The 22,944-nt window shown below is 71.5% G+C and carries 18 protein-coding genes; 11 read left to right on the top strand and 7 right to left on the bottom strand.

The features are described 5' to 3' along the window. Nucleotides 1-114: 114 nt before the first annotated feature. The 4 genes from ABEA15_RS06765 to ABEA15_RS06750 all read left to right on the top strand — a co-directional run bounded on the left by ABEA15_RS06765 (nt 115) and on the right by ABEA15_RS06750 (nt 4,446). The gene (locus tag ABEA15_RS06765; protein ID WP_344143352.1) at nt 115-873 is read left to right on the top strand and encodes a glycerophosphodiester phosphodiesterase; all 759 of its coding nucleotides are present in this window, start codon (nt 115-117) and stop codon (nt 871-873) included. A gap of 442 nt (nt 874-1,315) precedes the next feature. Continuing rightward, the gene (locus ABEA15_RS06760; protein ID WP_345555888.1) at nt 1,316-1,831 is read left to right on the top strand and encodes an ATP-binding protein; all 516 of its coding nucleotides are present in this window, start codon (nt 1,316-1,318) and stop codon (nt 1,829-1,831) included. Between the two features lie 255 nt (nt 1,832-2,086). Next, the gene (locus ABEA15_RS06755; protein ID WP_344143350.1) at nt 2,087-2,908 is read left to right on the top strand and encodes a helix-turn-helix domain-containing protein; all 822 of its coding nucleotides are present in this window, start codon (nt 2,087-2,089) and stop codon (nt 2,906-2,908) included. Between the two features lie 578 nt (nt 2,909-3,486). Beyond that, a complete protein-coding gene (locus tag ABEA15_RS06750) occupies nt 3,487-4,446 on the top strand; it encodes an alpha/beta hydrolase family protein (RefSeq protein WP_345555887.1) in 960 nt (319 codons plus the stop codon). Between the two features lie 166 nt (nt 4,447-4,612). Here the strand turns inward: ABEA15_RS06750 and ABEA15_RS06745 are convergent, their stop codons facing one another. From ABEA15_RS06745 to ABEA15_RS06720, 6 genes are all read right to left on the bottom strand, one after another. Further along, nucleotides 4,613-4,846: a DUF397 domain-containing protein gene (locus ABEA15_RS06745; protein WP_344143347.1), complete on the bottom strand. Its 234-nt coding sequence runs from the start codon at nt 4,844-4,846 to the stop codon at nt 4,613-4,615. Nucleotides 4,847-5,078: 232 nt separating this feature from the next. Then, nucleotides 5,079-6,128, bottom strand: coding sequence for a metal ABC transporter substrate-binding protein (locus tag ABEA15_RS06740; RefSeq protein WP_345555886.1), 1,050 nt, complete (start codon nt 6,126-6,128; stop codon nt 5,079-5,081). Between the two features lie 94 nt (nt 6,129-6,222). Further along, nucleotides 6,223-6,891 (bottom strand): potassium channel family protein, encoded by a 669-nt coding sequence (locus ABEA15_RS06735; protein WP_344143345.1) that lies wholly within the window; start codon nt 6,889-6,891, stop codon nt 6,223-6,225. Between the two features lie 48 nt (nt 6,892-6,939). Beyond that, a complete protein-coding gene (locus ABEA15_RS06730) occupies nt 6,940-8,286 on the bottom strand; it encodes a TrkH family potassium uptake protein (protein ID WP_345555903.1) in 1,347 nt (448 codons plus the stop codon). 275 nt (nt 8,287-8,561) lie between these two features. Then, on the bottom strand, nt 8,562-9,815 hold the full coding sequence (nhaA, locus tag ABEA15_RS06725) for a Na+/H+ antiporter NhaA (protein WP_345555885.1): 1,254 nt from the start codon (nt 9,813-9,815) through the stop codon (nt 8,562-8,564). Nucleotides 9,816-10,082: 267 nt separating this feature from the next. Then, nucleotides 10,083-11,000, bottom strand: coding sequence for a cation diffusion facilitator family transporter (locus tag ABEA15_RS06720; protein ID WP_344143550.1), 918 nt, complete (start codon nt 10,998-11,000; stop codon nt 10,083-10,085). A 137-nt stretch (nt 11,001-11,137) separates the two neighbouring features. Between ABEA15_RS06720 and cmtR the strand changes: the two genes are divergently transcribed. From cmtR to ABEA15_RS06705, 3 genes are all read left to right on the top strand, one after another. Further along, nucleotides 11,138-11,485 (top strand): Cd(II)/Pb(II)-sensing metalloregulatory transcriptional regulator CmtR, encoded by a 348-nt coding sequence (gene cmtR, locus ABEA15_RS06715; RefSeq protein WP_311546587.1) that lies wholly within the window; start codon nt 11,138-11,140, stop codon nt 11,483-11,485. A gap of 519 nt (nt 11,486-12,004) precedes the next feature. Then, complete coding sequence (locus ABEA15_RS06710) at nt 12,005-15,295, top strand: efflux RND transporter permease subunit (RefSeq protein ID WP_345555884.1); 3,291 nt, start codon at nt 12,005-12,007, stop codon at nt 15,293-15,295. A gap of 248 nt (nt 15,296-15,543) precedes the next feature. Continuing rightward, on the top strand, nt 15,544-15,690 hold the full coding sequence (locus ABEA15_RS06705; RefSeq protein ID WP_344143342.1) for a hypothetical protein: 147 nt from the start codon (nt 15,544-15,546) through the stop codon (nt 15,688-15,690). 179 nt (nt 15,691-15,869) lie between these two features. On the opposite strand, the gene ABEA15_RS06700 is transcribed toward ABEA15_RS06705, so the two are convergent. Continuing rightward, nucleotides 15,870-16,343 carry an ATP-binding protein gene (locus ABEA15_RS06700; RefSeq protein WP_345555902.1) on the bottom strand — a complete coding sequence of 158 codons (474 nt, stop codon included), beginning with the start codon at nt 16,341-16,343 and terminating at the stop codon, nt 15,870-15,872. Between the two features lie 809 nt (nt 16,344-17,152). On the opposite strand from ABEA15_RS06700, the gene ABEA15_RS06695 reads away from it, so the two are divergent. From ABEA15_RS06695 to ABEA15_RS06680, 4 genes are all read left to right on the top strand, one after another. Continuing rightward, a complete protein-coding gene (locus ABEA15_RS06695) occupies nt 17,153-19,222 on the top strand; it encodes a PhoX family protein (protein WP_345555883.1) in 2,070 nt (689 codons plus the stop codon). A 171-nt stretch (nt 19,223-19,393) separates the two neighbouring features. Further along, complete coding sequence (gene mgrA / locus ABEA15_RS06690) at nt 19,394-20,473, top strand: L-glyceraldehyde 3-phosphate reductase (protein WP_345555882.1); 1,080 nt, start codon at nt 19,394-19,396, stop codon at nt 20,471-20,473. 486 nt (nt 20,474-20,959) lie between these two features. Next, nucleotides 20,960-21,943, top strand: a complete 984-nt coding sequence (locus ABEA15_RS06685; RefSeq protein WP_344143339.1) for an ABC transporter permease — start codon at nt 20,960-20,962, stop codon at nt 21,941-21,943. A gap of 85 nt (nt 21,944-22,028) precedes the next feature. Then, entirely contained in the window at nt 22,029-22,934 is a 906-nt protein-coding gene (locus ABEA15_RS06680; RefSeq protein ID WP_344143337.1) for an ABC transporter permease, read from the top strand. Nucleotides 22,935-22,944 lie beyond the last annotated feature (10 nt).

The raw sequence follows: 22,944 nt of genomic DNA, 5'->3' as shown, positions 1-22,944 counted from the left end.
GGCCATGTCGCTCGCCGGCACCCCGGTGCGCACACGGCGTACGGTGTCCGGTCCGGCCGTGCGGGACTCCGCGCCGGCCCCGATCGCCGACCCCGGCGTGCGGGGGTGGCGGGTGTGATCGTCGTCGCCCACCGCGGGGCGTCGGCGTACGCGCCCGAGAACACCCTGGCGGCCCTGCGGGCGGCCCGCGAGCGCGGCGCCGACATGGCCGAGATCGACGTGCGCCAGACCGCAGACGGCGCCTTCGTGGTCCTGCACGACTCCTCGCTGCGCCGCACCACCGACGTGGCCGAGGTGTTCCCCCGGCGCCGCAGCTGGCACGTCGGTGACTTCACCCTCGCCGAGATCCGCCGCCTGGACGCCGGATCCTGGTTCGGCCCCGAGTTCGCCGGCGAGCGCGTACCCACCCTGCAGGAGTGCCTCGAGGTCCTGCGCGACGAGCGGCTCGGCGCGCTGGTCGAGCTGAAGGTGCAGCGCCGCGACCGCTCGATGGCCCACCGCCTGGCGCAGGAGCTGCGCACCGACCCGCACTGGGGCGAGGCCGGCGCCGAGGGGCGGCTCATCCTGCAGAGCTTCGACTGGGTTACGCTGCGCGCGATGGCCGGCGACGTCCCCGGCCTGCACACCGCGGCGCTGGGCAAGACCTACGGCCGCTACGGGCTGCGCCGGATCGCCCAGTACGCGCGCCTGATCAACCCGCACCACCTGCGCGTCTCGGCGCCCTACGTGCGCCACGCCCACGCTCAGGGGCTGTCGATGTTCGGCTGGACCGCCAACAACCACCAGGCGATCCGCCGGCTGATCCGCGACGGCGTCGACGGGATCATCACGGACTACCCCGACCGCGTCCACAGCACCCTGCTGGCCGCCTGAGTCCGCCGCCCGCCCGCACGCCTCACCGCCCCGCCCGGCGTCCCCCGGTCGCCCCGCCGCGGCGGGGCCCGCTCGCCGTCCCGGGCGCCTCCACCCCCACACCGCGCGCGGCTCCCACGGCGCCCGGGCTCCCACGGCGCCCGGGCTCCCACGGCACGCCGTGGACGGCGTTCGGCGGCCGTGTCCTCCCCGGCGCCGCGGTGTTCTCGCAGGTGTGCGGACCGGCGCCGAAACGCCGGAGAAAAGTGTGGGCCGAAGTCCCCGCTTTCTCTGATGTGCGGCCCATCGGTGTCCTAGGATGCGTGCAAGCGGAGAATGCACGTGCATATGGCTCATGCGCGTGCGCACGCAAGGAGGTTCCGCGAGCCGGCGCCCCGGCCCGGAACCCGATACACACGACTGCGAGGGGATCGCGGTGACCGGACAGCCAGCCCGCGAATCAATGGGAAGACTCGGAGACGGGGAGCGTCCGGGGGCGGTCTCGGCTCCCTCTCCCAGAGCGTGGTGGACCTCCGCCCTGCTGGGCGGGTCGCTGCATGCGCCGGCGGCCCAGCCCTCCCGCGCCTACGCGCTGTCCTGGAGCCTGGACGCGCAGCCGGGCGCGGCGGGCGTCGCGAGGGGCATCTGCGCCGGCGTCCTCAGGGAGTGGCACCTGCCCGAACACGCCGCCGACGTCGAACTCGTCGTCTCCGAGCTCGTCACCAACGCACTGCGGCACGGCCGCCGCGTCCACACCGCAACGGGCGCCGACGACCCCATCCGGTTGAGTATGCTGCGGCGCGGAGGCGAGCTGGTCTGCGCGGTGCGGGATCTCAGCGACCGGATGCCCGAGCGGCGCGACCCCGACTTCAAGTTCGAGAGCGGGCGCGGTTTGCACCTGGTCGCGTCCTTCTGCAGTGGATGGGGTGTTCTGCCCGTACTACCCGCTGGCAAGCACGTCTGGGCGCGGTTCGGCTGAGACGTCCTTGTCTGCGGCGCCCCCGGTGAGCGGTGGCGGCCGGTCCGTCGTGCGTACGCCTGCAATCATCGCGGATTCCCGTTGCGGCCCATCGAGTTGTCGCCGGGATCGGCGATATCGTGGTGCGTGCGTGGATGTTCCGCGCGACGCGGCGACCCTTGAACACCGGTCGGGTCGCGGGGAGCGATGAGTAGGGAGGCAGCGGCTGTGGACATAGCTCGTCTGAAGCGGGGGAGCGGTCCCACAGTCCGCCGAATGCTGCTCGGGTCCGAACTGCGCAAGTACCGCGAGGCGCGCGGGCTGACCCGCGGCGAGGCGGGCCACTACATCCGCGGTTCGGAGTCCAAGATCAGCCGGATGGAACTGGGGCGGGTCGGCTTCAAGGTCCGCGACGTCGAGGACCTGCTGAAGTTATACGGCGTCACCGACAAGGACCAGGTGCAGACCATGGTCCGCCTGGCGCGCGAGTCCAAGAAGCCCGGCTGGTGGCAGGAGTACGGCGACGCGCTGCCCAACTGGTTCCAGGTCTACGTGGGCCTGGAGGAGGCCGCCACCCGGATCCGCGTCTACGAGGCGCAGTTCGTGCCCGGCATGCTGCAGACCGAGGACTACGCCCGCGCGGTCATCTCGGCCGGGCGCTCGATCCCCGACCCGCTGCTGGAGGACCGCGTGGCGGTGCGGATGCGGCGCCAGCGCCACATCGAGGACGGCGGCTGCCGGCTGTGGGCGATCATCGACGAGGCCGCGGTGCGCCGCCCCGTCGGCGGGCCCGATGTCATGCGCGGCCAGCTGGAGCGGCTGATCGAACTGAGCGACCGCCGCAACATCACGGTGCAGATCGTGCCCTTCAGCGCCGGCGCGCACGCCGCCGAGGCGGGGTCGTTCACGATTCTGCGCTATCCCGACTTCGGCCTGTCCGACATCATCTACCTGGAGCAGCTCACCGGGTCGATGTGCCTTGACCGCCGGACGGAGATCGACGCCTACACCATGGCGATGGAGAAGCTGAGCGTGATCGCCCAGCCGCCCACCTACACGAGGGACATCCTCAAGGGCATGATCGACGACCTCGACTAGCTCACCGCCGGTCGGCGTCCGGCCGTAGTGGGCGGCGCACTCGGTGCGCCCCGCGAAGCGCGAAGCGCCGTTCTTCCGGCGCGTTGGCGCGCTGCAATGGGGACCGGTGCCGCTCAGGCACGGCCGAGGAGGGTGGCCGATGCGGGCCTCCGCCGGCCGGCGGGAACGCACCGGGGGAGGCGGTCCCGGGGCGCCGCGCAGGCGCACAGCGACCCGTCACGACATGCCCCAGCGCACCACCGGGCGGCGTCCGCCCCACCCGTATTCCGCACTTGGCCGTTCGTCTCCGGCCTTCGGTCGGCCGACGGCGTGACGGCCCCGTCATGCCGCCCGTTCCCGCCGCCCGCCGTGTCCCCTCCCGCTGTGTGCCCCCTCGCGACCATGCGAGGCGGTGGCGCCTCTTCCGCCGATCCCGTCGCGACGGCTCGGGCCGGTCGTGCGTTGACAAAGCGGAACATTGATCCGTATGTTAATTGGAACAATGATCCGGTTGTTGGTGCGGCCAGGTGGGCGCGACGGCCTGCCCCCCCCCGCGGGCCGCGCCGGGCAGCCGGGACCGTCGAAGGGAAACGCCCATCATGAGTGAACCCGCCGCCGCAGCCGCCGCCCCCGGCTCACCGGCCCCCGTCGTTTCGGTCCGGCCGGTGGTGCTGCCGGTGCCCGGCCGCGCCGTGGACTTGCAGGTGCGGGTCTCCGCGCCCATGACCGGGAGCGGGCTGCCGATCGTCCTCCTCTCGCACGGCCAGGGGAACTCCAACAACCTCTCCTCGCTGAACGGCTACGCGCCGCTGGCCGACTTCTGGGCGGCGCACGGCTTCGTCGTCGTCCAGCCCACCCATCTCAGCTCCCGGGCGCTGACCCTGGATCCCCGGACCCCCGGGGCGCCCTTCTTCTGGCGGTCGCGTGCCGAGGACATGACGCACATCCTCGACCGGCTCGACGCGGTCGAGGCCGCCGTCCCGCAGCTCCGCGGCCGGCTGGACCGCGAGAAGGTCGCCGTGGCCGGGCACTCGATGGGCGGGCACACCGCCGGGCTGCTGCTGGGCGCCCGGCTCACCGATCCCGAGGACGGGCGGGAGGCGGACCTGACCGAGCCGCGGATCAAGGCGGGCGTGCTGCTGGCCGCACCCGGCAGAGGCGGCGATGCCCTCACCGAGTGGGCGGTCGAGAACATCCCGTTCGCCTCGACCGCGGACTTCTCCCGGATGGCGGCCCCCGCGCTCGTGGTCGCCGGCGACAAGGACGCCTCCTCCTTCCTGACCAACCGGGGGCCGGACTGGCACGCCGATCCGTACGTGCTCGCGCCGGGCCCCAAGTCCCTGCTCACCCTGTTCGGCGCGGAGCACGGGCTGGGCGGGATCGCCGGCTACGACGTCGCCGAGACCACGGACGAGGACCCCGTAAGGCTGGCCGCGGTCCAGCGGCTCACCTGGGCCTACATGCGCACCGCGCTCGACTCCGGGGATCCGGCCTGGCAGCAGGCGTGCGACGCGCTGGCCGCCGACGCCGACCTGCTCGGACGGGTCGAGTCCAAATAGGCCGCACCGGCCGGCGGCCGGCGTGCGCGCGTCCGGGCGGCGGGGGTTCCCGACGCGCGGAGCCCCGCTCCTCGCGGCGGTCAGGCCGCAGGTGCGGGGCTCCGTGGGGTCTGCGCCGGTCGCCGAGTCGGTGTCGGGGCGCGCATGCGGCCGGCTGCGGGGGGTGTCAGCCGACGAGGTTGTCGAAGTCGCCGTCCTTGGCGCCGCCGATGAGGGCGTCGATCTCGGCCTGGGTGTAGAGCAGCGCGGGGCCGTCGGGGAAGCGGGAATTGCGCACGGCGATGGAACCGTCGGTCAGTCGTGCCATCTCGACGCAGGCTCCCTGGGAGTTGCTGCGTCGGCTCTTCTGCCAGGTGACGTTCTGGAGCTCGGTGGCCGCGATGCCGTTGTAGGCGCTCATGGAGACTCCTGATTCTCTGCGGAGCTGATAGGTGCACAGGCCGATGCACTGTCCGATGCACGTGCATTAGCACCGTACTTTGTGCAGGATAGCGCACGTGCATCGTCCTGTCCGCCCCTCGGGACACCTTTCTGGTGGTCAAGGGCGTGCCGACGCCGACGGCCCGGAGTCCCCGCGTCGGGGGCTCCGGGCCGTCGGCGTCGCTGTGGGCGGAGGCGCGGTGCGGTTCGCGTCAAGAGCAGCCGAGCGCCTCCGTGAGGGTCGTCAGGTTGGCGCGCATGATGGAGGGGTAGTCGTCGCCCGGCGACTTCTCGGCGACGCCTTCGACGGGGTCGAGCACCGCCGTCTTCGCGCCGGTCTCCGACGCGATCGTCTCGGCGGCGCTGGAGTCGCTCAGGGGCTCGGTGAACACGGTGCCGATGTCGTGCTCGCGCACGGTCTCGGCGACCTCGGCCAGGCGCGCGGGGGTGGGCTCGGCGTGGGAGTCCACACCGGTGGGGCTGATCTGGTGCAGGTCGTAGCGGTGGGCCAGATAGCCGAAGGCGCTGTGGCTGACGACGATGTCGCGGCTGTCGCACTCGGCCAGGCCCTCGGAGTACTCGGTGTCGATGTCGCCGAGCGTGCCGGTGACCGACTCCGCGTTGGCGGCGTAGTCCGAGGCGTGGTCGGGGTCGATCTCGCTGAGGCGGTCGGCCAGGCCCTCGGCGGCCGCGGTGAAGCGCTCCGTGTCGAGCCACATGTGCGGGTCGAACTCGCCGTGGTCGTGGCCGCCCTCGCCGCCGGACTCCTCGTGGCCCCCGTCGTGGCCCTCCTCGTGGCCGCTCTCGTCGGCGGAACCGCCGGACTCCTCGTGTCCGTGGTCGTGGCCGCCCTCGCCCTCGCTGTGGTCGTGTCCGGACGAGCCGGCGTTCTCCTCCAGCGTCCGCAGCTCGACCAGGTCGGCGACGTCGAGCGCGTTGTCGCCGCCCTGGGAGGAGACGGCGTCGTCGACGGCCGGCTGCAGGCCGCCGATGTAGAAGGCGACATCAGCGTTGCCGACGCTGCCGATCTGGCGCGGGGCGAGCTCCAGCTCGTGCGGGTCGGTGCCCGGCCCGGCCAGGTTCTCCACGTCGACGTGATCGCCGCCGACCTGGGAGGCCAGCCACTGCAGCGGGTAGACGCCCGTGACCACGCTCAGCCGGTCGCCCGAACCGCCTTCCTGCCCGCCGCCGCCGCAGCCGGAGGCCGTGAGTATCCCGACCGCGCACACCGCGGCCGCCTTGACATAGCTCCGTCGTCCCATGGCTTCATCATGAGGACAATGAAAATGGTTGTCAATTCGGGTAGGTTCGGCGGGCTTTGTCCAGGATCGGCGGTGCTACGGAGGAGTCCGCAGGCTAGGCGATCTCAGCGAACTTCTCCACGTCGTTGGTCTTGCCGGCCACCACGATCACGTCGCCCTTCTGCGGGACCGTCTCGGCGGTGGCGTAGGTGAACTGCTCGCCGTGGCGCTTGATGCACACCACGGTGATGCCGTGCTTGGTGCGCACCCTGGTCTCGCCGAGCTTGCGGCCGATCATCTCCCGTGGCGCGCGGGTCTTGCCGAGGGCGAAGTCCTCCTCGATCTCCACGTAGTCCAGCATCCGCCCCGAGACCAGGTGGGCCACGCGCTCGCCCATGTCGTGCTCGGGCAGCACCACGTGGTGGGCGCCGATCTGCTGGAGGATGCGCCCGTGGCGGCGGCTGGTGGCCTTCGCCCAGATGTGCGGCACGCCCATGTCGACCAGCAGCGAGGAGGCGAGGATGCTCTCCTCCAGGTGGGTTCCTATTGCCACGACGGCGCGCGTGAACTCGTGCGCGCCGACCTGGCGCAGCGCCTCGTCGTCGGTGGCGTCGGCGACGACGGTATGGGTGAGCGACTCCGAGAACGCCTGCACCAGCCGGGGGTTGGAGTCCATGCCCAGGACCTCCCAGCCGTGGTCGACCAGCTCCAGAGCCAGAGAGCTGCCGAACCGCCCCAGACCGATCACCAGGACGCGCTTGTCGTGTGGCCTGCTGCGCTGCACTGTCTTCTCCGTCTCCTCGTCTGCGCCCCTCGCGGTGAAGGACCGGGGTCAACCGATGATCGGCCGCGACTCCGGGAGGTCGTAGCGCCGCGTGTGCTCGCGCAGGGCCAGCGCCGAGGCGAACGTGATGGGACCGATGCGGCCGGCCAGCATGAGCACCACGAGTAGCAGTTGGGCCGCCTCGGGCAGGTCGCCGGTGATGCCGGTCGACAGCCCTACGACCCCGGATGCCGAGACTACCTCGAAAAGAACCTGGTCGAGCTGGAAGGGCGTCGCCACGAGCAGCGCGACGGTGGAGGCCACGACCACCGTCATCGACAGGAACAGCAGGCTCAGCGCTTCGCGGATCACTCCGGGCGACAGGCGGCGGCCGAAGACGTGCACGTTGGGGTGGCCGCGGATCTCCGACCACACGATCAGGAAGATCACCGCCAGGGTGGCGACCTTGATCCCGCCCGCGGTGCCGGCGCTGCCGTTGCCCACGAACATCAGCATCACGCTCACCAGCAGCGTGGACTGGTCCATCGCGCCCACGTCGAGCGTGTTGAAGCCGCCGCTGCGCGGCATGATGCCGTGGAAGGCGCCGTCGACGAGCTTGTCGGAGGTGCTCAGCGGCCCGAGGGTCGTGGGGTTGGACCACTCCAGGGCGGTGATCGCGACGATGCCGGCGGCGAACAGCAGCAGTGTGGTGCTCACGGTGAGCTTGGTGTGCAGGCTCCAGGCGCGCGGACTGGCGAAGTGGCGGCGCAGCTCCAGCAGCACCGGAAAGCCCAGGCCGCCCATGATCGTCGCCAGCGCCACCGGCAGCAGCACGAGCGCGTCGCCGGAGAAGCGGGTCAGGCTGTCGTCGTAGAGGGAGAGCCCGGCGTTGTTGAAGGCCGAGACCGCGTGGAAGAGCCCGCTGTAGAGCGCGTCGCCGAGCGGTATCCCGTGGCCGAGCCACATCCGGGGCACGAGGATCGTCGCGAGCAGCGCCTCGCACACCAGGCTGGCGCGCACCACCCGCATGACGATGCCGCGAACGTCGCCCACCTGCAGGCTGCGGGTCTCGGCCTGCACGCCCAGTTGCAGGCGCAGGCCGAACCGGTGGATCACCACCACGCCCAGCACCGAGGCCAGGGTCATGATGCCGATGCCGCCGGCCTGGATCAGGACGGCGACGACCACCTGGCCGAATACCGTCAGCTCCGAGCCGATCCCGATGACCGACAGTCCGCAGACGGCCAGCGCCGTCGTGGAGGTGAAGATCGCCTCGACCGGGGTGAGCCCGGAGCCTTTGGCGTGGGCGACCGGGAGCATCAGCAGGGAGGCGCCGGCCAGGTCGACCACGACGAACAGGACGACGAACAACCGCGCCGGGCTCGCCCACAGGACGTTGCGCAGATCGTGCGGCATCCGGGGGCGGGGCAGGCGGCGCAGCCTGCGGGACAGCCGACTGCGAAGGTGCGAGCCGCGTCCGGGCGTGTTCACATGCATCGTCGTCCTGTTGTACCGCCTCGGTGGCCTCGGCGGGCCGACGGGGGAGTCCGCCGCGTGCGGCACCGGACGGGCCCCGGTCCCGCGGGGCGCGGTGTGCCGCCTCCCGTGTGCGTGTTCATCCAACCGCTCCGAGTCCGCGTCGGCCTAGGCGGGTCCGGCGCGGCGTGTCGCGCCGGACCCGCTCGGAGGCGTCATCGGGCTCCGCCGCCCGGAGAACCGGTGCGGCGCTTGGCCGGCGAGCCGTTCCTGCGGTACTGGGCGTTGCGCACGCCCAGCACGGCGGCCGCCAGCACGGTGGCGATCAGCGACGCGATCAGCACGCCGGCCTTGGCGTCCTCCAGCATGTGCCGATGGTCGGAGAAGGACAGTTCGGTGATCAGCAGCGACACCGTGAAGCCGATCCCGGCCAGCAGCGACATGCCGCAGATGTCGACCCAGCGAAGCGACGGGTTCAGCTCGGCACTGGTGATCTTGGTGGTGATCCAGGCGCCGCCGAAGATGCCGATGAGCTTGCCGGCCACCAGCCCGACGATGATGCCCACGGCCGCGGTGTCGGTGAAGATCGCGTCCAGCCCGGTGAAGGCCACCCCCGCCGACATCAGCGCGAAGATCGGCAGCACGAGGCTGGAGGACCACGGCCGGATGGCGTGCTCGGCGCGGTGGCTGGGGTCGCCGGTCTCCCCGGGCAGTTCGACGGTGCGCATGAGCAGGCCCATGGCGACCCCGGCGATGGTGGCGTGCACGCCGCTGGCGTGCATCAGCGCCCAGATGGCGGCGGCGAGCGGCAGGTAGACGACCCAGTTGGGCAGCGGCGAGCGGTCGAGCGCGGCGGCGGCCCCGCGGCCGCGCTGCAGGTAGCCGAAGAGGGCGAGCAGGGCGAGGGCCCCCAGCAGCGGCGCGAAGGACAGGTGGTCGGTGTAGAACACGGCGATGACGACGATGGCGCCCAGGTCGTCGACGATGGCCAGGGTCAGCAGGAACGTCCGCAGCGCGGGCGGCAGGAACCGGCCGATCACCGCCAGGATGGCCACGGCGAAGGCGATGTCGGTGGCCATGGGGATTCCCCAGCCGCGCAGCGCGTCGCCCTGGCCGATGTTGATCACCGCGTAGATCGCCGCGGGCACGACCATTCCGCACAGTGCGGCGACGATCGGCAGCATCGCCCGGCGGGGGTTGCGCAGCTCGCCGTGGACGAACTCCTGTTTGAGCTCGTTGCCGACGACGAAGAAGAACACGGCCAGCAGTCCGTCGGCGGCCCATTCCTCGACCGAGAGGTACAGGTGCAGGCTCTCAGGCCCGAAGCTGATGGTGCGGATGACCTCGTAGGAGTGTCCCCAGGGGGAGTTGGCCCAGACCAGTGCGACCACGGCGCCGGCGATGAGGAGGAATCCGCTGACGACGTCCTCGCGCAGGGCGTCGGCGATCCCTCTCAGGCGGTTGGTCATGTGTCGTGTCTCCCCCACAGGCTGGCTCGACCCTCTCGTCACGCTGTTCACGCCGTCTACTTCGCCGACCGCGGGCCTCGGCACACTCCCGATGCGCAAGGTCGCCGATGTATAGCCATGAGGCGCACGATCAAGATCGCCCGAGCCCAAGCGCTGACTTTGCCAGACATTTTGGCGTTTTGTCCAGGTCAGAGGCGTTAGCTCCGGTTTTCCCGGTCAGTACCGCACCCGCCGTCCGTGTCCGACCGTCGGCACGCGTGATGTGTGTCACGCGTGGCGGGCGCCCTCGTGGTCCACGTGGCCGTCGGGCTCCAACTGCAGTGTGGAGTGCTCGACGTCGAAGTGCCCGGAGAGACACGCGTGCAGGTCGTCGAGGAGGCGGCCGGCATCGGCGAGGCGGTGCTTCTCGACCACCACGTGCGCCGACATCACCGGGATGCCCGAGGTGATCGTCCAGGCGTGCAGGTCGTGCACGTCGATGACGCCCGCCTGGCCCATCAGGTGCTCGCGCACCTCCTCCAGGTCGACGTGGCGCGGGGTGGACTCCAGCAGCACGTGCACGGCCTCGCGCAGCAGGCTCCAGGCGCGGGGGACGATGAAGGCCGCGATACCCAGGGAGATCAGCGAGTCGGCCCGCTCCCAGCCGGTCAGCCAGATCACCGCGCCGCCGACCACGACGCCGACCGAGGCCAGTGCGTCGCCCATGACCTCCAGATAGGCGCCGCGCACGTTCAGGCTCGCGCTCTGGCCGCCGCGCAGCACCAGCAGCGCGGCGACGTTGGCCGCCAGGCCGACGCAGGCCACCGCGACCATCCACGGGCCGGCCACCGGCTGGGGGTCGAGCATCCGCCGCACCGCCTCGTAGGCCACGTAGGCGCACAGCGCGAACAGGGTGAGCGCGTTCACCGCGGCGGCCAGCACCTCCGCCCGCTGCAGGCCGAACGTGCGCTCGGCGTTGGGCGGCCGGTTGGCGATCCACACGGCGACCAGCGCAAGCGCGACGCCGAAGGAGTCGGTGACGGTGTGGCCCGCGTCGGCGAGCAGCGCCAGGCTCCCCGACGCGGCCGCGCCGGCGACCTGCACGCCGGCGACCGACAGCATCAGCGCCAGCGCGATCGCCAGGCGGCCGCGGTTGGCGGTGGCGGCCGTGGTGTCGCCGTGCCCGTGGCTGTGGCCGTGGCCCATGCCCATCCCGGCTCCCTGCTCCTCTCGTCCCTCGCATGCGCTGCGCCGGCGTCCGCGGCGCGGTCCCGGCGCAGGGAAGACTGTTCAGTCCTCACTGTTTATACAGTCTAGGCTGTCAATACAGCAAGTACTGTAAAATGGTTTTCATGTTGACCTCCGAGCAGCGTCTCGCCGCGATCCAGCGCCTGGGCCGGGCGCTGGCCGACCCCACCCGCTGCCGCCTCCTGCTCGCGCTCCTCGACGGCCCGGACTACCCGGCCCACCTCGCCGAGCACCTGGGACTTACCCGGCAGAACGTGTCCAACCACCTGGCCTGCCTGCGCGAGTGCGGCCTGGTGACCACCACCGCGCGCGGTCGCCAGGTCAGCTACGAGCTCGTCGACGACTCCCTCGCGCACGCGCTCGACGACCTGCTGCGCGTCGTGTGGGGGGTGGCGGCCGAGCACGTGCCGCCGGGCGAGCACACCCCGGTTCCCGCCGGCTGAGCGGCCCCGTGCGCGATGCGCCGCGCCGCCGGTGGCGGGACCGTGCCCCCGCGCCTCCCCGCCCCGCCGAGCGGCGAATGCGGCCGTCCTCCGGCACCCGCCCGCGGTGGCCGAATGCGGCCCGGCGCCGCCCCCCGCGCAGCCGGCCGCGGCGGCCGCCTCTGAGCGCGCGCCGCGTCGGCGCCGCTCACAGCAGGAGTCCGGCCGCGGGGGCGACCCTGATAGACCCCTGACACGTCCCTGACAGCCACCTGATCTCGGCTCACTCGGGGGGAATTCGCCCCAACTCGCGAAGTATCGTGTTTGCAGCGTGCCCGGCAGTACCCCGTGCGGCTCCCCCGTGCCGACGACCGCACGGCAGTTCGTTCGTCTACCGCTCGTCGCAGCGGTGCCGTTTGCAGCGCGAGAAGCCATTCTTCGAGGAGTAACGACTCTCATGTCCCAATCTGCCAAGTGCCCTCTTGGCGTCCCATCCGGCCTATTCCCACGAGCGGGCGCGCAGCGGGTTAGGGGGACGGCGTGAACCGGCTAGCACGGATCTCCCTCGGCAACCGGGCGCTCATCCTGCTCATCACCCTGGCTGCCCTGGTCTTCGGCACGCTGGCGACGTTCAACACCCAGCGCGCTCTGATGCCCTCCATCGAGGTTCCGATGGTGATGGTCAACGCCCAGTACCAGGGCGCCTCGCCCGAGGTCGTCGAGACCGACGTCGCCGAACCGCTGGAGCAGGCGGTGCAGGGCGTCCCCGGGGTCGTCAGCTACACCTCCACCTCCAGCACCGGATCGGTGCAGGTCACCGCCGAGTTCGACTACGGCGACGACAGCGACGCCGTCGTGCGCGACGTCCAGCAGGCCGTCGACCAGGCCGAGCCGATGCTGCCCGACGACGTCGACCCCTCGGTCACCGCGTTCGGCACCGACGACATCCCCGTCGTCATGCTGGCCGCCGGAGCCGGCGACGGCGACGAGCAGGCCCTGGCCGACCCGCTCAAGGAGCAGGTCGTGCCCGAGCTCGAGTCCATCGACGGCGTGCGCGCGGCCACGGTCACCGGCATCCGCGAGTCCTCGGTCGTCATCGAGCCCAAGGACGACAAGCTGGAGGACGAGGGCCTGACCGTCGGCGACCTCACCGGCGCGCTCCAGGCCAGCGGCGCACTCACCCCCGGCGGCGACATCACCCAGGACGGCGAGACGCTGACCGTCACCACCGGCGGCAAGCTGCAGTCGGTCGACCAGGTCAAGGACGTCTGGGTCACCCCGTCCGCCGGCGGGAGCGGCGGCGCGGGCGCCGGTGCCGGCGCCGGCACCGGCGCGGCCGCCGGCGCGGGTGCGGCCGCGGGTGCGGCCGGAGCCGCCGCTCCCGGCGCCGACCCGATGCGCCTGGGCCGGCTCGCCGACGTCGAACTGCGCATGGACGAGGCCTCCAGCATCACCCGCACCGACGGCAACCCCAGCCTCGGCGTGATGATCACCAAGACCCCCGACGGCAACACCGTCGAGATCTCCGACGAGGTCACCGCAGCGCTGGACGACATCGAGCCGATGCTCGGCGACGACGCCGAGGTCACCGTGGTCTTCGACCAGGCGCCCTACATCAACGACTCCATCGTGGCGATGGCCGAGGAGGGCGGGCTGGGCCTGCTCTTCGCGATCGTCGTGATCCTGGTGTTCCTGCTGTCGATCCGCTCCACCCTGGTCACGGCCGTGTCCATCCCGGTCTCGCTGCTGGTGGCGATGCTCGGCATGCAGGCGTTCGGCTACTCGCTCAACCTGCTGACCCTGGGCGCGCTCACGGTCGCGGTCGGGCGCGTGGTCGACGACTCCATCGTCGTGCTGGAGAACATCAAGCGGCACATGGCCTACGGCGAGGAGAAGTTCCACGCCGTCTACACGGGTGTGCGGGAGGTGGCCACGGCCATCACGTCGGCCACGCTGACGACGATGGCGGTGTTCCTGCCGATCGGCTTCGTCGGCGGGCAGACCGGCGAGCTGTTCCGGCCCTTCGCGGTCACGGTCAGCCTCGCCCTGGGCGCCTCGCTCCTGGTGTCGCTGACGATCATCCCGGTGCTGGCCTACTGGTTCATGCGCCCGCGCATCGTCCCGCCCGAGGAACTGGAGCGGATCAAGGCCGAGGAGCACCAGCGCGAGCTGCGCACCCCGCTGCAGCGCATGTACCTGCCGATCATCCGCTGGGCGACCCGCCACCGCATCACCACGCTGGCGGCCTCCGTTCTCATCCTCGTGGGCACCTTCGTCGCGGCCGGCAGCCTGCAGACCAGCTTCCTGGGCAACCAGGGGCAGAACACCTACTCCGTCACCCAGGAGCTGCCCAAGGGCACCTCGCTCAACGCGGCCGACGACGAGGCGAAGAAGGTCGAGGAGGCCCTCGACGGCCTCTCGTGGGTGGAGTCCTACCAGACCTCCATCGGAGGCGGCGGAGGCGGCATGGCCGCGATGATGGGCGGCAGCGCCGACACCGTCACCTACACCGTCACGGCCGACCCGGAGCTGGAGCAGGCGGGGCTGTCGGACAAGCTGCGCGACGCCATGGACGGGGTCGACACCGACACCGAGCTGCGGGTCGCGACGGCCGGTGCCGCCGGCGGCACCTCCTTGGAGGTCGAGGTTCGCGCTGACGACCGGGAGACCCTGGTCGAGGCCGCCGACATGGTCGAGGGTGCCGTCCGCGACATCCCCGGCGCCGCCGATGTCGAGAACAGCATCGCCGCCTCCCAGCCCGCGCTGGAGGTCGACGTCGACGGTGAGAAGGCCGCCGAGGAGGGGCTGACCGAGGGGGCGATCGGCCAGGCCGTCACCCAGGCGTTCAGCGGTTCCGAGGTCGGCACCGCCACCATCGACGGCACCCGGCACGACATGGTGGTGCGCGACATCGCCAAGCCGGCCAGTATCGGGGACCTGGAGGACCTCAAGCTGACCACCGGCACCGGCGACGAGATCCGCCTGGACAAGGTCGCCGACGTGGAGGAGGTCATGCAGGCGCCGGAGCTGACCCGCTCCGACGGCGTCCGCAGCGCCACCGTCAGCGCCTCGCCGACCGCCGACGACCTCGGCGCGGTCTCGACCGAGCTGACCCAGGCGCTGAACGACCTCGACCTGCCCGAGGGTGCCAGCGCCCAGATCGGGGGTGTCAGCTCCGACCAGAGCGAGGCGTTCACCCAGCTGGGAATCGCCATGCTGGCCGCGATCGCCATCGTGTACCTGATCATGGTGGCGACCTTCAAGAGCCTCATGCAGCCGCTGATCCTGCTGGTGTCGATCCCGTTCGCGGCCACCGGCTCGATCGGCCTGCTGCTGGCCACCGGCCAGCCGATGGGCCTGGCGGCGATGATCGGCATGCTGATGCTGATCGGCATCGTCGTCACCAACGCCATCGTGCTCATCGACCTGGTCAACCAGTACCGCAACGACGGCATGGACCTGCGCGAGGCGGTCGTGGAAGGGTCGCGGCACCGGCTGCGCCCCATCCTGATGACCGCGCTGGCCACCGTCGGCGCACTGACGCCGATGGCGCTGGGTATCACCGGCGGCGGGGCGTTCATCTCCCAGCCGCTGGCGATCGTGGTGATCGGCGGTCTGATCACGTCGACGCTGCTCACACTGGTGCTGGTCCCGGTGCTCTACACCATGGCCGAGGGCCGCAAGGAGCGCCGTGCCGAGCGGCGCCGCGCCAAGCGCGAGGCGGCGCTGGAGAAGGCCCGCGCCAAGGGCCGGGAGAATGCGGACGAGCAGGACGGCAAGGAGCCGGCGCCGGCGGCGACCGACGGCGACTCCGGGTCCTCCTCCGCCTAGGAAGTCGGGCCCGGTCCGAGTACGGAAGGCGGCCGCCGCGGGAGTTCTCCGCGGCGGCCGCCGTGTTCTCCGGCCGGCGCGGGCGCCCCCCGGCGGGAGACGGCTGTGCCGCGCGCGGGGCCTTCGCAGGCTCCGCGCCGGCCGCCGCCCGCCACCCTGCGGCGGAGGCGTTCCGCGCGACGTGCGGATCGGCGGGTCCCCGGGGCGCTGATTTGTGATCGAGCCCCCACGAAAGGCAAGCTGCAGATATGGAACGCAAGGACACGGAACTCGACGAGCTCGTCCGCGAGGAGCTCGGCGACGAGCCCTCCCAGGAAGCCAAGGACTACGCGCGCGAGCTCTACGAGAAGTACCGGCTGCCCAGCACCCCTCCCGACACCGAGGAGGACGCCTAGTTCATGGGCTTTCGCCCAGCCAGTTGCCCGACCTGCCGACTCATTCCACGACGACGGGGGTCTCCCCGAGCGGGAGGCCCTTCGTCATGTGCGGCGGGGGCGCGCGCCCCCAGCGGAGCCGCATCCGCGGTCGTCGCTCCGCGCCGGCGGACCTGACCGCGGGTGCGGACCGCCGGACCTCATTCGGCCGCGGCGGGCGCGGCGCCCTCGGCCTCCTCGTCCCACATCAGCTCGAACCAGACCCGCCGGCCCAGGCCGTCGGGGCGCGACTCGGCGCCCCACGTCGAGGCGAGCGCGTCGACCAGGTCGAGGCCGCGCCCGTGCTCGCTGACGTCGTAGGGATCGCGGTGCTGGGGCTGGGGCCGCTCCGGGCTGCCGAGGTCGCGGACCTCGACCCGCGCCCATCCCCGCCCGAGGTCGACGGTGACCTCGAACTTCCCGCCGGGCATGCCCGACGCGCTGTGCGTGATGGCGTTGGTGGCGAGTTCGCTGGTGAGCAGGGTCGCCGTGGTCAGTTGGGGTGAGGGCGCCAGCATCCGTTCGACGAAGCGGCGCGCGTGGTGGATCTGGCTGGCGAGTCCGGGGAAGCGGCGCCGTGCGAGCGGGCCGCGGAACTCGGATCTGGACGGCGGTGGCGGTTGGGGCTCTTCCATGGTGTGGGCCGGTTCGGTGGACGGAGGACTGGCGGTGCCCGCGGCGACCGGCGGGGTACGCGGGCCGGTGAGGCCTTGCGGTCCCGCCGAAGGGGTCTCGGGCATACGGGTCTCACTCCCCTGTGACGTTGTGGCGCGCCACGCCGCGAACGTGCCGCGGTGACGGTGAGCGACGCCGTGCCGGAGGCGTTCGTGCCCGGCGGGGGTCACGACGCGTGGGAGGCGCGGGCGCGAGGGGATCGCTCATCGGGTCGGTGTCGTGCGGTGTGCGGGGTCGGTGGGGCCTGACCTCACAGCCTCGGAGGTCACATCCACGGACAGAATACGCGGGTTGACTTCTCGTGAGACAGGTGGGGGTGGTATGTCTCTCGTTACGGACCGTGTTGTTCCCGTAACCTGTGTGTCTGGATCGGTGGGCGGCGCGGGCTTCCACGGCGATGGACCGACTCCCTGAGTGGGTAGGAGATGCGGGTATGGGCACGTTCGTCCGATGGCCGCGCGGGCCGCGCAGGCCGCGCCGCGAGGGGCGGCGGCGTGTCCGCACCCGGCCGGCGGGGCCGGCCGGCACGCGTCCGCGATCCGCCGCGGCTTTGCCGCAGGCCGGTACGGGGCTGCGGGTGGACGGCAGGTGTGCCGAGGAGTTGGCGGCCCATTCACGGCGGATTCACGCCGGCGAACGACGACTCCGCCATGGTCATGGAAGTTCGGGCACCCCTCACCTGCCCGGACCCGCTCCGGCCGGGCGCGGCGTCCGCGACCGTTCCGCGCCTCCGGTCGACGGTTATCCCCGCGAGCCATAGGAGGACCCAGTGCCGCAATCCGCGCCGCATCGCCGTTCGCTGCCGCTGCTCGGGCAGCTCGGTGGAGGCCGGTCCCGCCAGACGTGCCGCTTCCGCTGCGGGGACGCCTGCTTCCACGACGCGCCCAACACCAGCGACAACACGTACTTCGGCGAGGTCGCCGCGACAGCGCTCTCACGCCGGAACATGCTCCGCGCGGGTGCCGTGGGCGCCGGCGCGACCGCCGCCGCGGCCGGGCTGGGAGGCCTGGCCCCCGCCCTGGCCGACAACCACCGCGGCCGCGGCAACCCCCGGCTGAGGTTCGAGGGCCTCCAGCCGGGCACCAGCGACGCGGTGGAGATCCCCGACGGCTACGAGCAGCGCGTCGTGGTCCGCTGGGGCGACCCGGTACTGCCCGACGCGCCGGAGTTCGACTTCACCGCCCAGACGGCCGAGGCCCAGGCCAAGCAGTTCGGCTACAACTGCGACTTCGTCGGGTTCCAGCCGCTGGGCCGCGACCGCGGGCTGCTGTGGGTCAACCACGAGTACACCAACGAGGCCCTGATGTTCGAGGGCTACACCGACGGCAACGACGCCGACCCGGAGCAGATCCGCATCGCCATGGCCGCCCACGGCGGTTCGGTCGTGGAGATCCGGCGCGAGTTCGAGGGCCGCGGCCGCGGCCGCGGCAGGCGCACCGGGGGCTGGCGGCTCTCCCGCGGCCGGCGCCGCTTCAACCGCCGCATCACGGCCTCCACCCCGATGGAGCTGACCGGTCCGGCGGCGGGCGACGAGCTGCTGCGCACCGAGGCCGACTCCGAGGGCATCCGCGTGCTGGGAATGCTGAACAACTGCGCCGGCGGCACCACCCCCTGGGGCACGATCCTCACCTGCGAGGAGAACTACAACCAGTACTTCGTCGGCGGCGAGGACGTCCCCGAGGAGGCGAAGCCCGCGCTGGCCCGCTACGGCATCGCCACCGAGAGCGACACCCGCGCGGACAACCGCCGCTTCGACCGGGTCGACGAGCGCTTCGACCTCTCCCGCCACCCCAACGAGGCCAACCGCTTCGGCTACGTGGTCGAGATCGACCCCTACGACCCCGACTCCACGCCCAAGAAGCACACCATGCTCGGCCGCATCAAGCACGAGGGCGCCAACATCCGCATCACCCGCGACGGCCGGGTCGCGGTCTACATGGGCGACGACGAGCGGTTCGACTACATCTACAAGTTCGTCAGCGAGCGCCGCTACCGCAGGGGCTCGCGGCGCGGCAACAGCCGCGTGCTCGAGTCCGGCACGCTCTACGTCGCCAAGCTGCGCGGCGACAGCCCGGAGAAGGAGTTCGACGGGTCCGGCAAGCTGCCCTCCGACGGCGCGTTCGACGGCTGGGGCGAGTGGATCCCGCTCGCCAGCCACAAGGAGAGCTTCGTCGAGGGCTTCACCGTCGCCGAGGTGCTCGTGCACACCCGGCTGGCCGCCGACAAGGCCGGCGCGACCAAGATGGACCGCCCCGAGGACATCGAGGCCAGCCCGGTCACCGGCAAGATCTACTGCGCGCTGACCAACAACAGCGCGCGCGAGCCCGGACAGGCCGACGAGCCCAACCCGCGCGGCCCCAACCGCTACGGCCACATCCTGGAGATCACCGAGCGGCACAACGACGCGGCGGCCACGAGGTTCCGCTGGGACGTGCCGATCGTCTGCGGCGATCCCGAGGACCCGGCCACCTACTTCGCCGGGTTCGACAAGTCCGAGGTCACGGCGGTCTCCTCGCCGGACAACCTGACCTTCGACGGGCACGGCAACCTGTGGATCTCGACCGACGGCATGGCGTGGGGCAACGACGGGCTGTTCGCCGTCCCGGTGGAGGGCCGGCACAAGGGCCACCTCACGATGTTCGCCCGGGTCCCCAACGGCGCCGAGTGCTGCGGGCCGCTGATCACCGAGGACCAGAAGACCGTGTTCATCGCGCCGCAGCACCCCGGTGACGGCGGCAGCTACGAGGAGCCGCAGAGCACCTGGCCCGACCGCGAGGGGTTCCCGCGTCCGTCGGTGGTGTCGATCTGGCACGGCCGCGGCAAGGACATCGGCAGCTGAGAAGGCCGTCGCCGGTTCGGGTTTGGGGCTTTCCCCCGGGCCGCCGGCGGCCGCACGGTCCGCCCCCGCTCCCACACACGCATCCGGTGCGGGGGCGGACCGCGCGCTTGCGGTGCCGCGCCGACGGGAAGCGGGCGCGGACACCCCGGGTGCGGTGGGATGATCGGGCCCATGGTGCGAGAGAACGACATACCCCGACTCGACGTCCCCAGCGCCGGTGTCCACCGGGCCGACGACGACCGCTACGACGGGCGGATGCCCTACCGGCGCAGCGGGCGCAGCGGCCTGCGGCTGCCCGAGGTCTCGCTCGGCCTGTGGCAGAACTTCGGCGACTCGCGGCCGCTGGAGAGCCAGCGGGCCATCCTGCGGCGCGCCTTCGACCTGGGCGTCACCCACTTCGACCTGGCGAACAACTACGGTCCGCCCGCGGGCGCGGCCGAGCTGAACTTCGGCCGCATCCTGCGCGAGGACTTCCGCGCCTACCGCGACGAGATCGTCGTCTCGACCAAGGCGGGCTACGAGATGTGGCCCGGCCCCTACGGCAGCGGCGGCGGCTCCCGCAAGTACCTGCTGGCGAGCCTGGACCAGTCGCTGGCGCGCATAGGCCTGGACTACGTCGACGTCTTCTACAGCCACCGCTACGACCCCGACACCCCGCTTGAGGAGACGATGGGGGCGCTTGCCGCGGCGGTGAAGTCGGGCCGGGCGCTCTACGCCGGGATCTCCTCCTACTCCGCCGAGCGCACCGCCGAGGCGGCCGCGCTGCTGCGCGAGATGGGCGTGCCGCTGCTGATCCACCAGCCCTCCTACTCGATGGTCAACCGCTGGATCGAGGAGCAGGGGCTGCTGGACGCCCTCGACGGCGCGGGGGCCGGCTGCATCGTGTTCTCGCCGCTGGCGCAGGGACTGCTGACGGACCGCTACCTGCAGGGCGTGCCCGAGGGGTCGCGGGCCAGCCGCGCCGGGTCGTTCTCGCGGGAGTGGCTGGCCGAGGGCAACCTGGACCTGATCCGCTCGCTGAACGAGGTGGCCCGCCGGCGCGGGCAGACGCTCGCCCAGTTGGCGATCAGCTGGGTGCTGCGCGACCCGCGGGTCACCTCGGCCCTGATCGGCGCCAGCAGCGTCGAGCAGCTGGAGGACAGCCTTGCGGCGGTGCGCGCGCCGGCGCTGACCGCAGAGGAGCTCGCCGAGATCGACCGGCACGCGGTGGATCTGGGAGTCAACATCTGGAAGCGCTCCAGCGATCATTGAGCGCCGCGAAGCGGGGTCGCCGCCGCCCGCCGATCCGCGGGCGGCGGCCCCGCGTGCGGGCGCCCGGACCGGGCGCCCGCACACGCTGGGAGAACCGGTGCCGCGCGGCTCCCGATCGTGCCGCACGGGCCGGGCCGCAAATTCGTCGCCTCCGCCACCGGGCGCCGGAAGGAGGGGTTACTATCCTTCCGATGTGGGCACTGAGATGCAGGAAAGCAACTCCCGTTGCGTTTTCTTGATGCGCCGGTAACCCTTCAGTGTCTGCAAACGGCCCAAACTCGTGTGAATTCGGATCACTGACCGTGAATCGGATGTAAGTGGGATGCGGTCACCGTCGAGAGCCGACCCTCCGGCGGAACCGGACACCCTCCCTTGCGCCGACTGCGTCTGTGTGAGTACGTCGTTACCGGGCGTGCCCGCCGGGCCGCGCCGATTCACCGGGTTGTTCCGAGGCAGTCCGTCCGGGCGATGAGGTAGGGGCATCAGTTGGCGAAGTTCTTGATCAGGAGACTGCTGAGTTATCTCGTCCTGATCTTTCTGGCGTCGAGCATCGCCTATCTGATCGCTGCGACGACTCTCAGCCCGCGCAGCTATTTCGAGCAGCAGCAGCCCCCGCCCAGCGAGCAGGCGATCGAGAGGCAGCTGGACAAGCTGAACCTCAACGACGAGACGCCGCTGGCCGAGCGCTATGCCACCTGGGTCGCCGGCGTCGCGGTCGGCGACTTCGGCCAGACCATCACCGACGAGAGCGTCAACGAGGCCATCGCGCGCAAGGCGGGCGTCACGCTGCGGCTGATCACGGCCGGCACGCTCATCGGCGCGACCGTGGGCGTGGCCGTGGGTGCCTACTCCGCCATCCGCCAGTACGGCAGGTTCGACCGCACCGCCACCGTCGCCGCGTTCTTCCTGATGGCGGTGCCCGCCGTCGTCGTCGCCGTCACCCTGCAGGTCACAGCCGTGTGGATCAACGACGTCTCCGGCATGCGGTTACTGGAGTACGGCGGCGAATACAGCGCCAACCTCGACGGAGGGCTCTGGGCCACGGTGCTCGACCGGGTCCAGCACGCGATCCTGCCCACCCTGTCGCTGTCGCTGTCGCTCTTCGCCGTCTTCAGCCGGTACCAGCGCAACATGATGCTCGATGTGCTCGGATCGGACTTCGTGCGGACCGCGATGGCCAAGGGCCTCACCCGCCGCGCGGCGATGCTCAAGCACGCCCTGCGCACGGCGCTGATCCCCACGATCACCTACTTCACCTTCACCGTCGGCATCCTGATGGCCAACGCCACCTTCACGGAGAAGATCTTCGGCTGGCACGGCATGGGCGCGTGGGTGGTGGACTCCATCGTCACCAACGACGTGAACGCGGTCGCCGCCGTCACCTTCTTCATGGCCCTGTGCGTCATGGCCGCATCCTTCCTGTCCGACGTGCTCTACGCATGGCTCGACCCCCGGGTCCGGGTGAGCTGAGCATGGCCGCCACCCGCCGGACCGCCCGCCGCGCCCTGCGCGCCGCACCGGCCCACCCGCTGGGCACAGTGTTGGAGGAGACCCGATGAGCATGTCAGCCGAGCGCGAGGCCGTGGCCTCGGACGCCGCCGTAGTGGAGATCTCCGGCCGGTGGGCCTCGCTGGCCAGGGAGCTGCTGGCCACACGGCGGGTGGTGATCGGGCTGGCCATCATCGTCGCACTGATCGCGATGGCGTGGCTGGGGCCGCTCTTCAGCCCGTGGGAGTTCGACGAGCGCGACTTCACCGCGTTCCGCAGCCCGCCCAGCGCCGACCACTGGTTCGGCACCGGCAACACCGGCCGCGACATCTTCCACCTGACCATGGTCGGGTTGCAGAAGTCGATCCTCATCGGCCTGTGCGCCGCGCTGGCCACGACCGTCATCGCCGCGCTCGTCGGCGCGTTCGCCGGCTACTACCTCGGCTTCACCGACCGCGCGCTGATGTGGTTCACGGACCTGTTCCTGGTGCTGCCGCAGTTTCTGATCCTGGCCATCCTCTACCCGGTTCTGCGCGACCAGGGCTGGGTGGTCTTCGTGCTGCTGCTCGCCAGCCTGATGTGGATGGTCACCGCGAAGATGGTGCGCGGCATGACGATCTCGCTCAAGGAGCGCGAGTACGTGCTCGCCGCCCGGTTCATGGGCGTCAGCCACGGCCGGATCATCCTGCGCCACATCCTGCCCAACATGTCGTCGCTGCTCATCGTGGACGCGACGATCAACGTCAGTTCCGCCATCATCCTGGAGACCGCGCTGTCGTACTTCGGCTTCGGCGTCCAGCCGCCCGACGTCACCCTCGGCTCGCTGATCGCCGAGGGGGCGCGCCAGGCGCTGGCCTTCCCGTGGACGTTCTGGTTCTGCACCGGGCTGCTCATCGTGCTCGTCCTGGCCGTCAACCTCGTCGGCGACGGGCTGCGCGACGCGCTCGACCCGCACTCCAAGAGCAGGACCTAAGGGGGATACC

The organism is Streptomonospora halophila (genome assembly GCF_039542725.1).
Lineage (GTDB): Bacteria > Actinomycetota > Actinomycetes > Streptosporangiales > Streptosporangiaceae > Streptomonospora > Streptomonospora halophila.
Note: the sequence above shows the minus strand (reverse complement) of the source record. Positions and strands in the feature narration are given on the sequence as shown.

What these genes read in the sequence shown, in the direction of transcription:
- ABEA15_RS06720 (WP_344143550.1), bottom strand. Translation starts at nt 11,000, where the DNA reads ATGGGCCACGGCCACAGCCACGGGCACGGCGACACCACGGCCGCCACC.
- nhaA (WP_345555885.1), bottom strand. Translation starts at nt 9,815, where the DNA reads ATGACCAACCGCCTGAGAGGGATCGCCGACGCCCTGCGCGAGGACGTC.
- ABEA15_RS06745 (WP_344143347.1), bottom strand. Translation starts at nt 4,846, where the DNA reads ATGAGCGCCTACAACGGCATCGCGGCCACCGAGCTCCAGAACGTCACC.
- cmtR (WP_311546587.1), top strand. Translation starts at nt 11,138, where the DNA reads ATGGTTTTCATGTTGACCTCCGAGCAGCGTCTCGCCGCGATCCAGCGC.
- ABEA15_RS06740 (WP_345555886.1), bottom strand. Translation starts at nt 6,128, where the DNA reads ATGGGACGACGGAGCTATGTCAAGGCGGCCGCGGTGTGCGCGGTCGGG.
- mgrA (WP_345555882.1), top strand. Translation starts at nt 19,394, where the DNA reads ATGGTGCGAGAGAACGACATACCCCGACTCGACGTCCCCAGCGCCGGT.
- ABEA15_RS06680 (WP_344143337.1), top strand. Translation starts at nt 22,029, where the DNA reads ATGAGCATGTCAGCCGAGCGCGAGGCCGTGGCCTCGGACGCCGCCGTA.
- ABEA15_RS06760 (WP_345555888.1), top strand. Translation starts at nt 1,316, where the DNA reads ATGGGAAGACTCGGAGACGGGGAGCGTCCGGGGGCGGTCTCGGCTCCC.
- ABEA15_RS06705 (WP_344143342.1), top strand. Translation starts at nt 15,544, where the DNA reads ATGGAACGCAAGGACACGGAACTCGACGAGCTCGTCCGCGAGGAGCTC.
- ABEA15_RS06730 (WP_345555903.1), bottom strand. Translation starts at nt 8,286, where the DNA reads ATGCCGCACGATCTGCGCAACGTCCTGTGGGCGAGCCCGGCGCGGTTG.
- ABEA15_RS06750 (WP_345555887.1), top strand. Translation starts at nt 3,487, where the DNA reads ATGAGTGAACCCGCCGCCGCAGCCGCCGCCCCCGGCTCACCGGCCCCC.
- ABEA15_RS06755 (WP_344143350.1), top strand. Translation starts at nt 2,087, where the DNA reads ATGCTGCTCGGGTCCGAACTGCGCAAGTACCGCGAGGCGCGCGGGCTG.
- ABEA15_RS06700 (WP_345555902.1), bottom strand. Translation starts at nt 16,343, where the DNA reads ATGGAAGAGCCCCAACCGCCACCGCCGTCCAGATCCGAGTTCCGCGGC.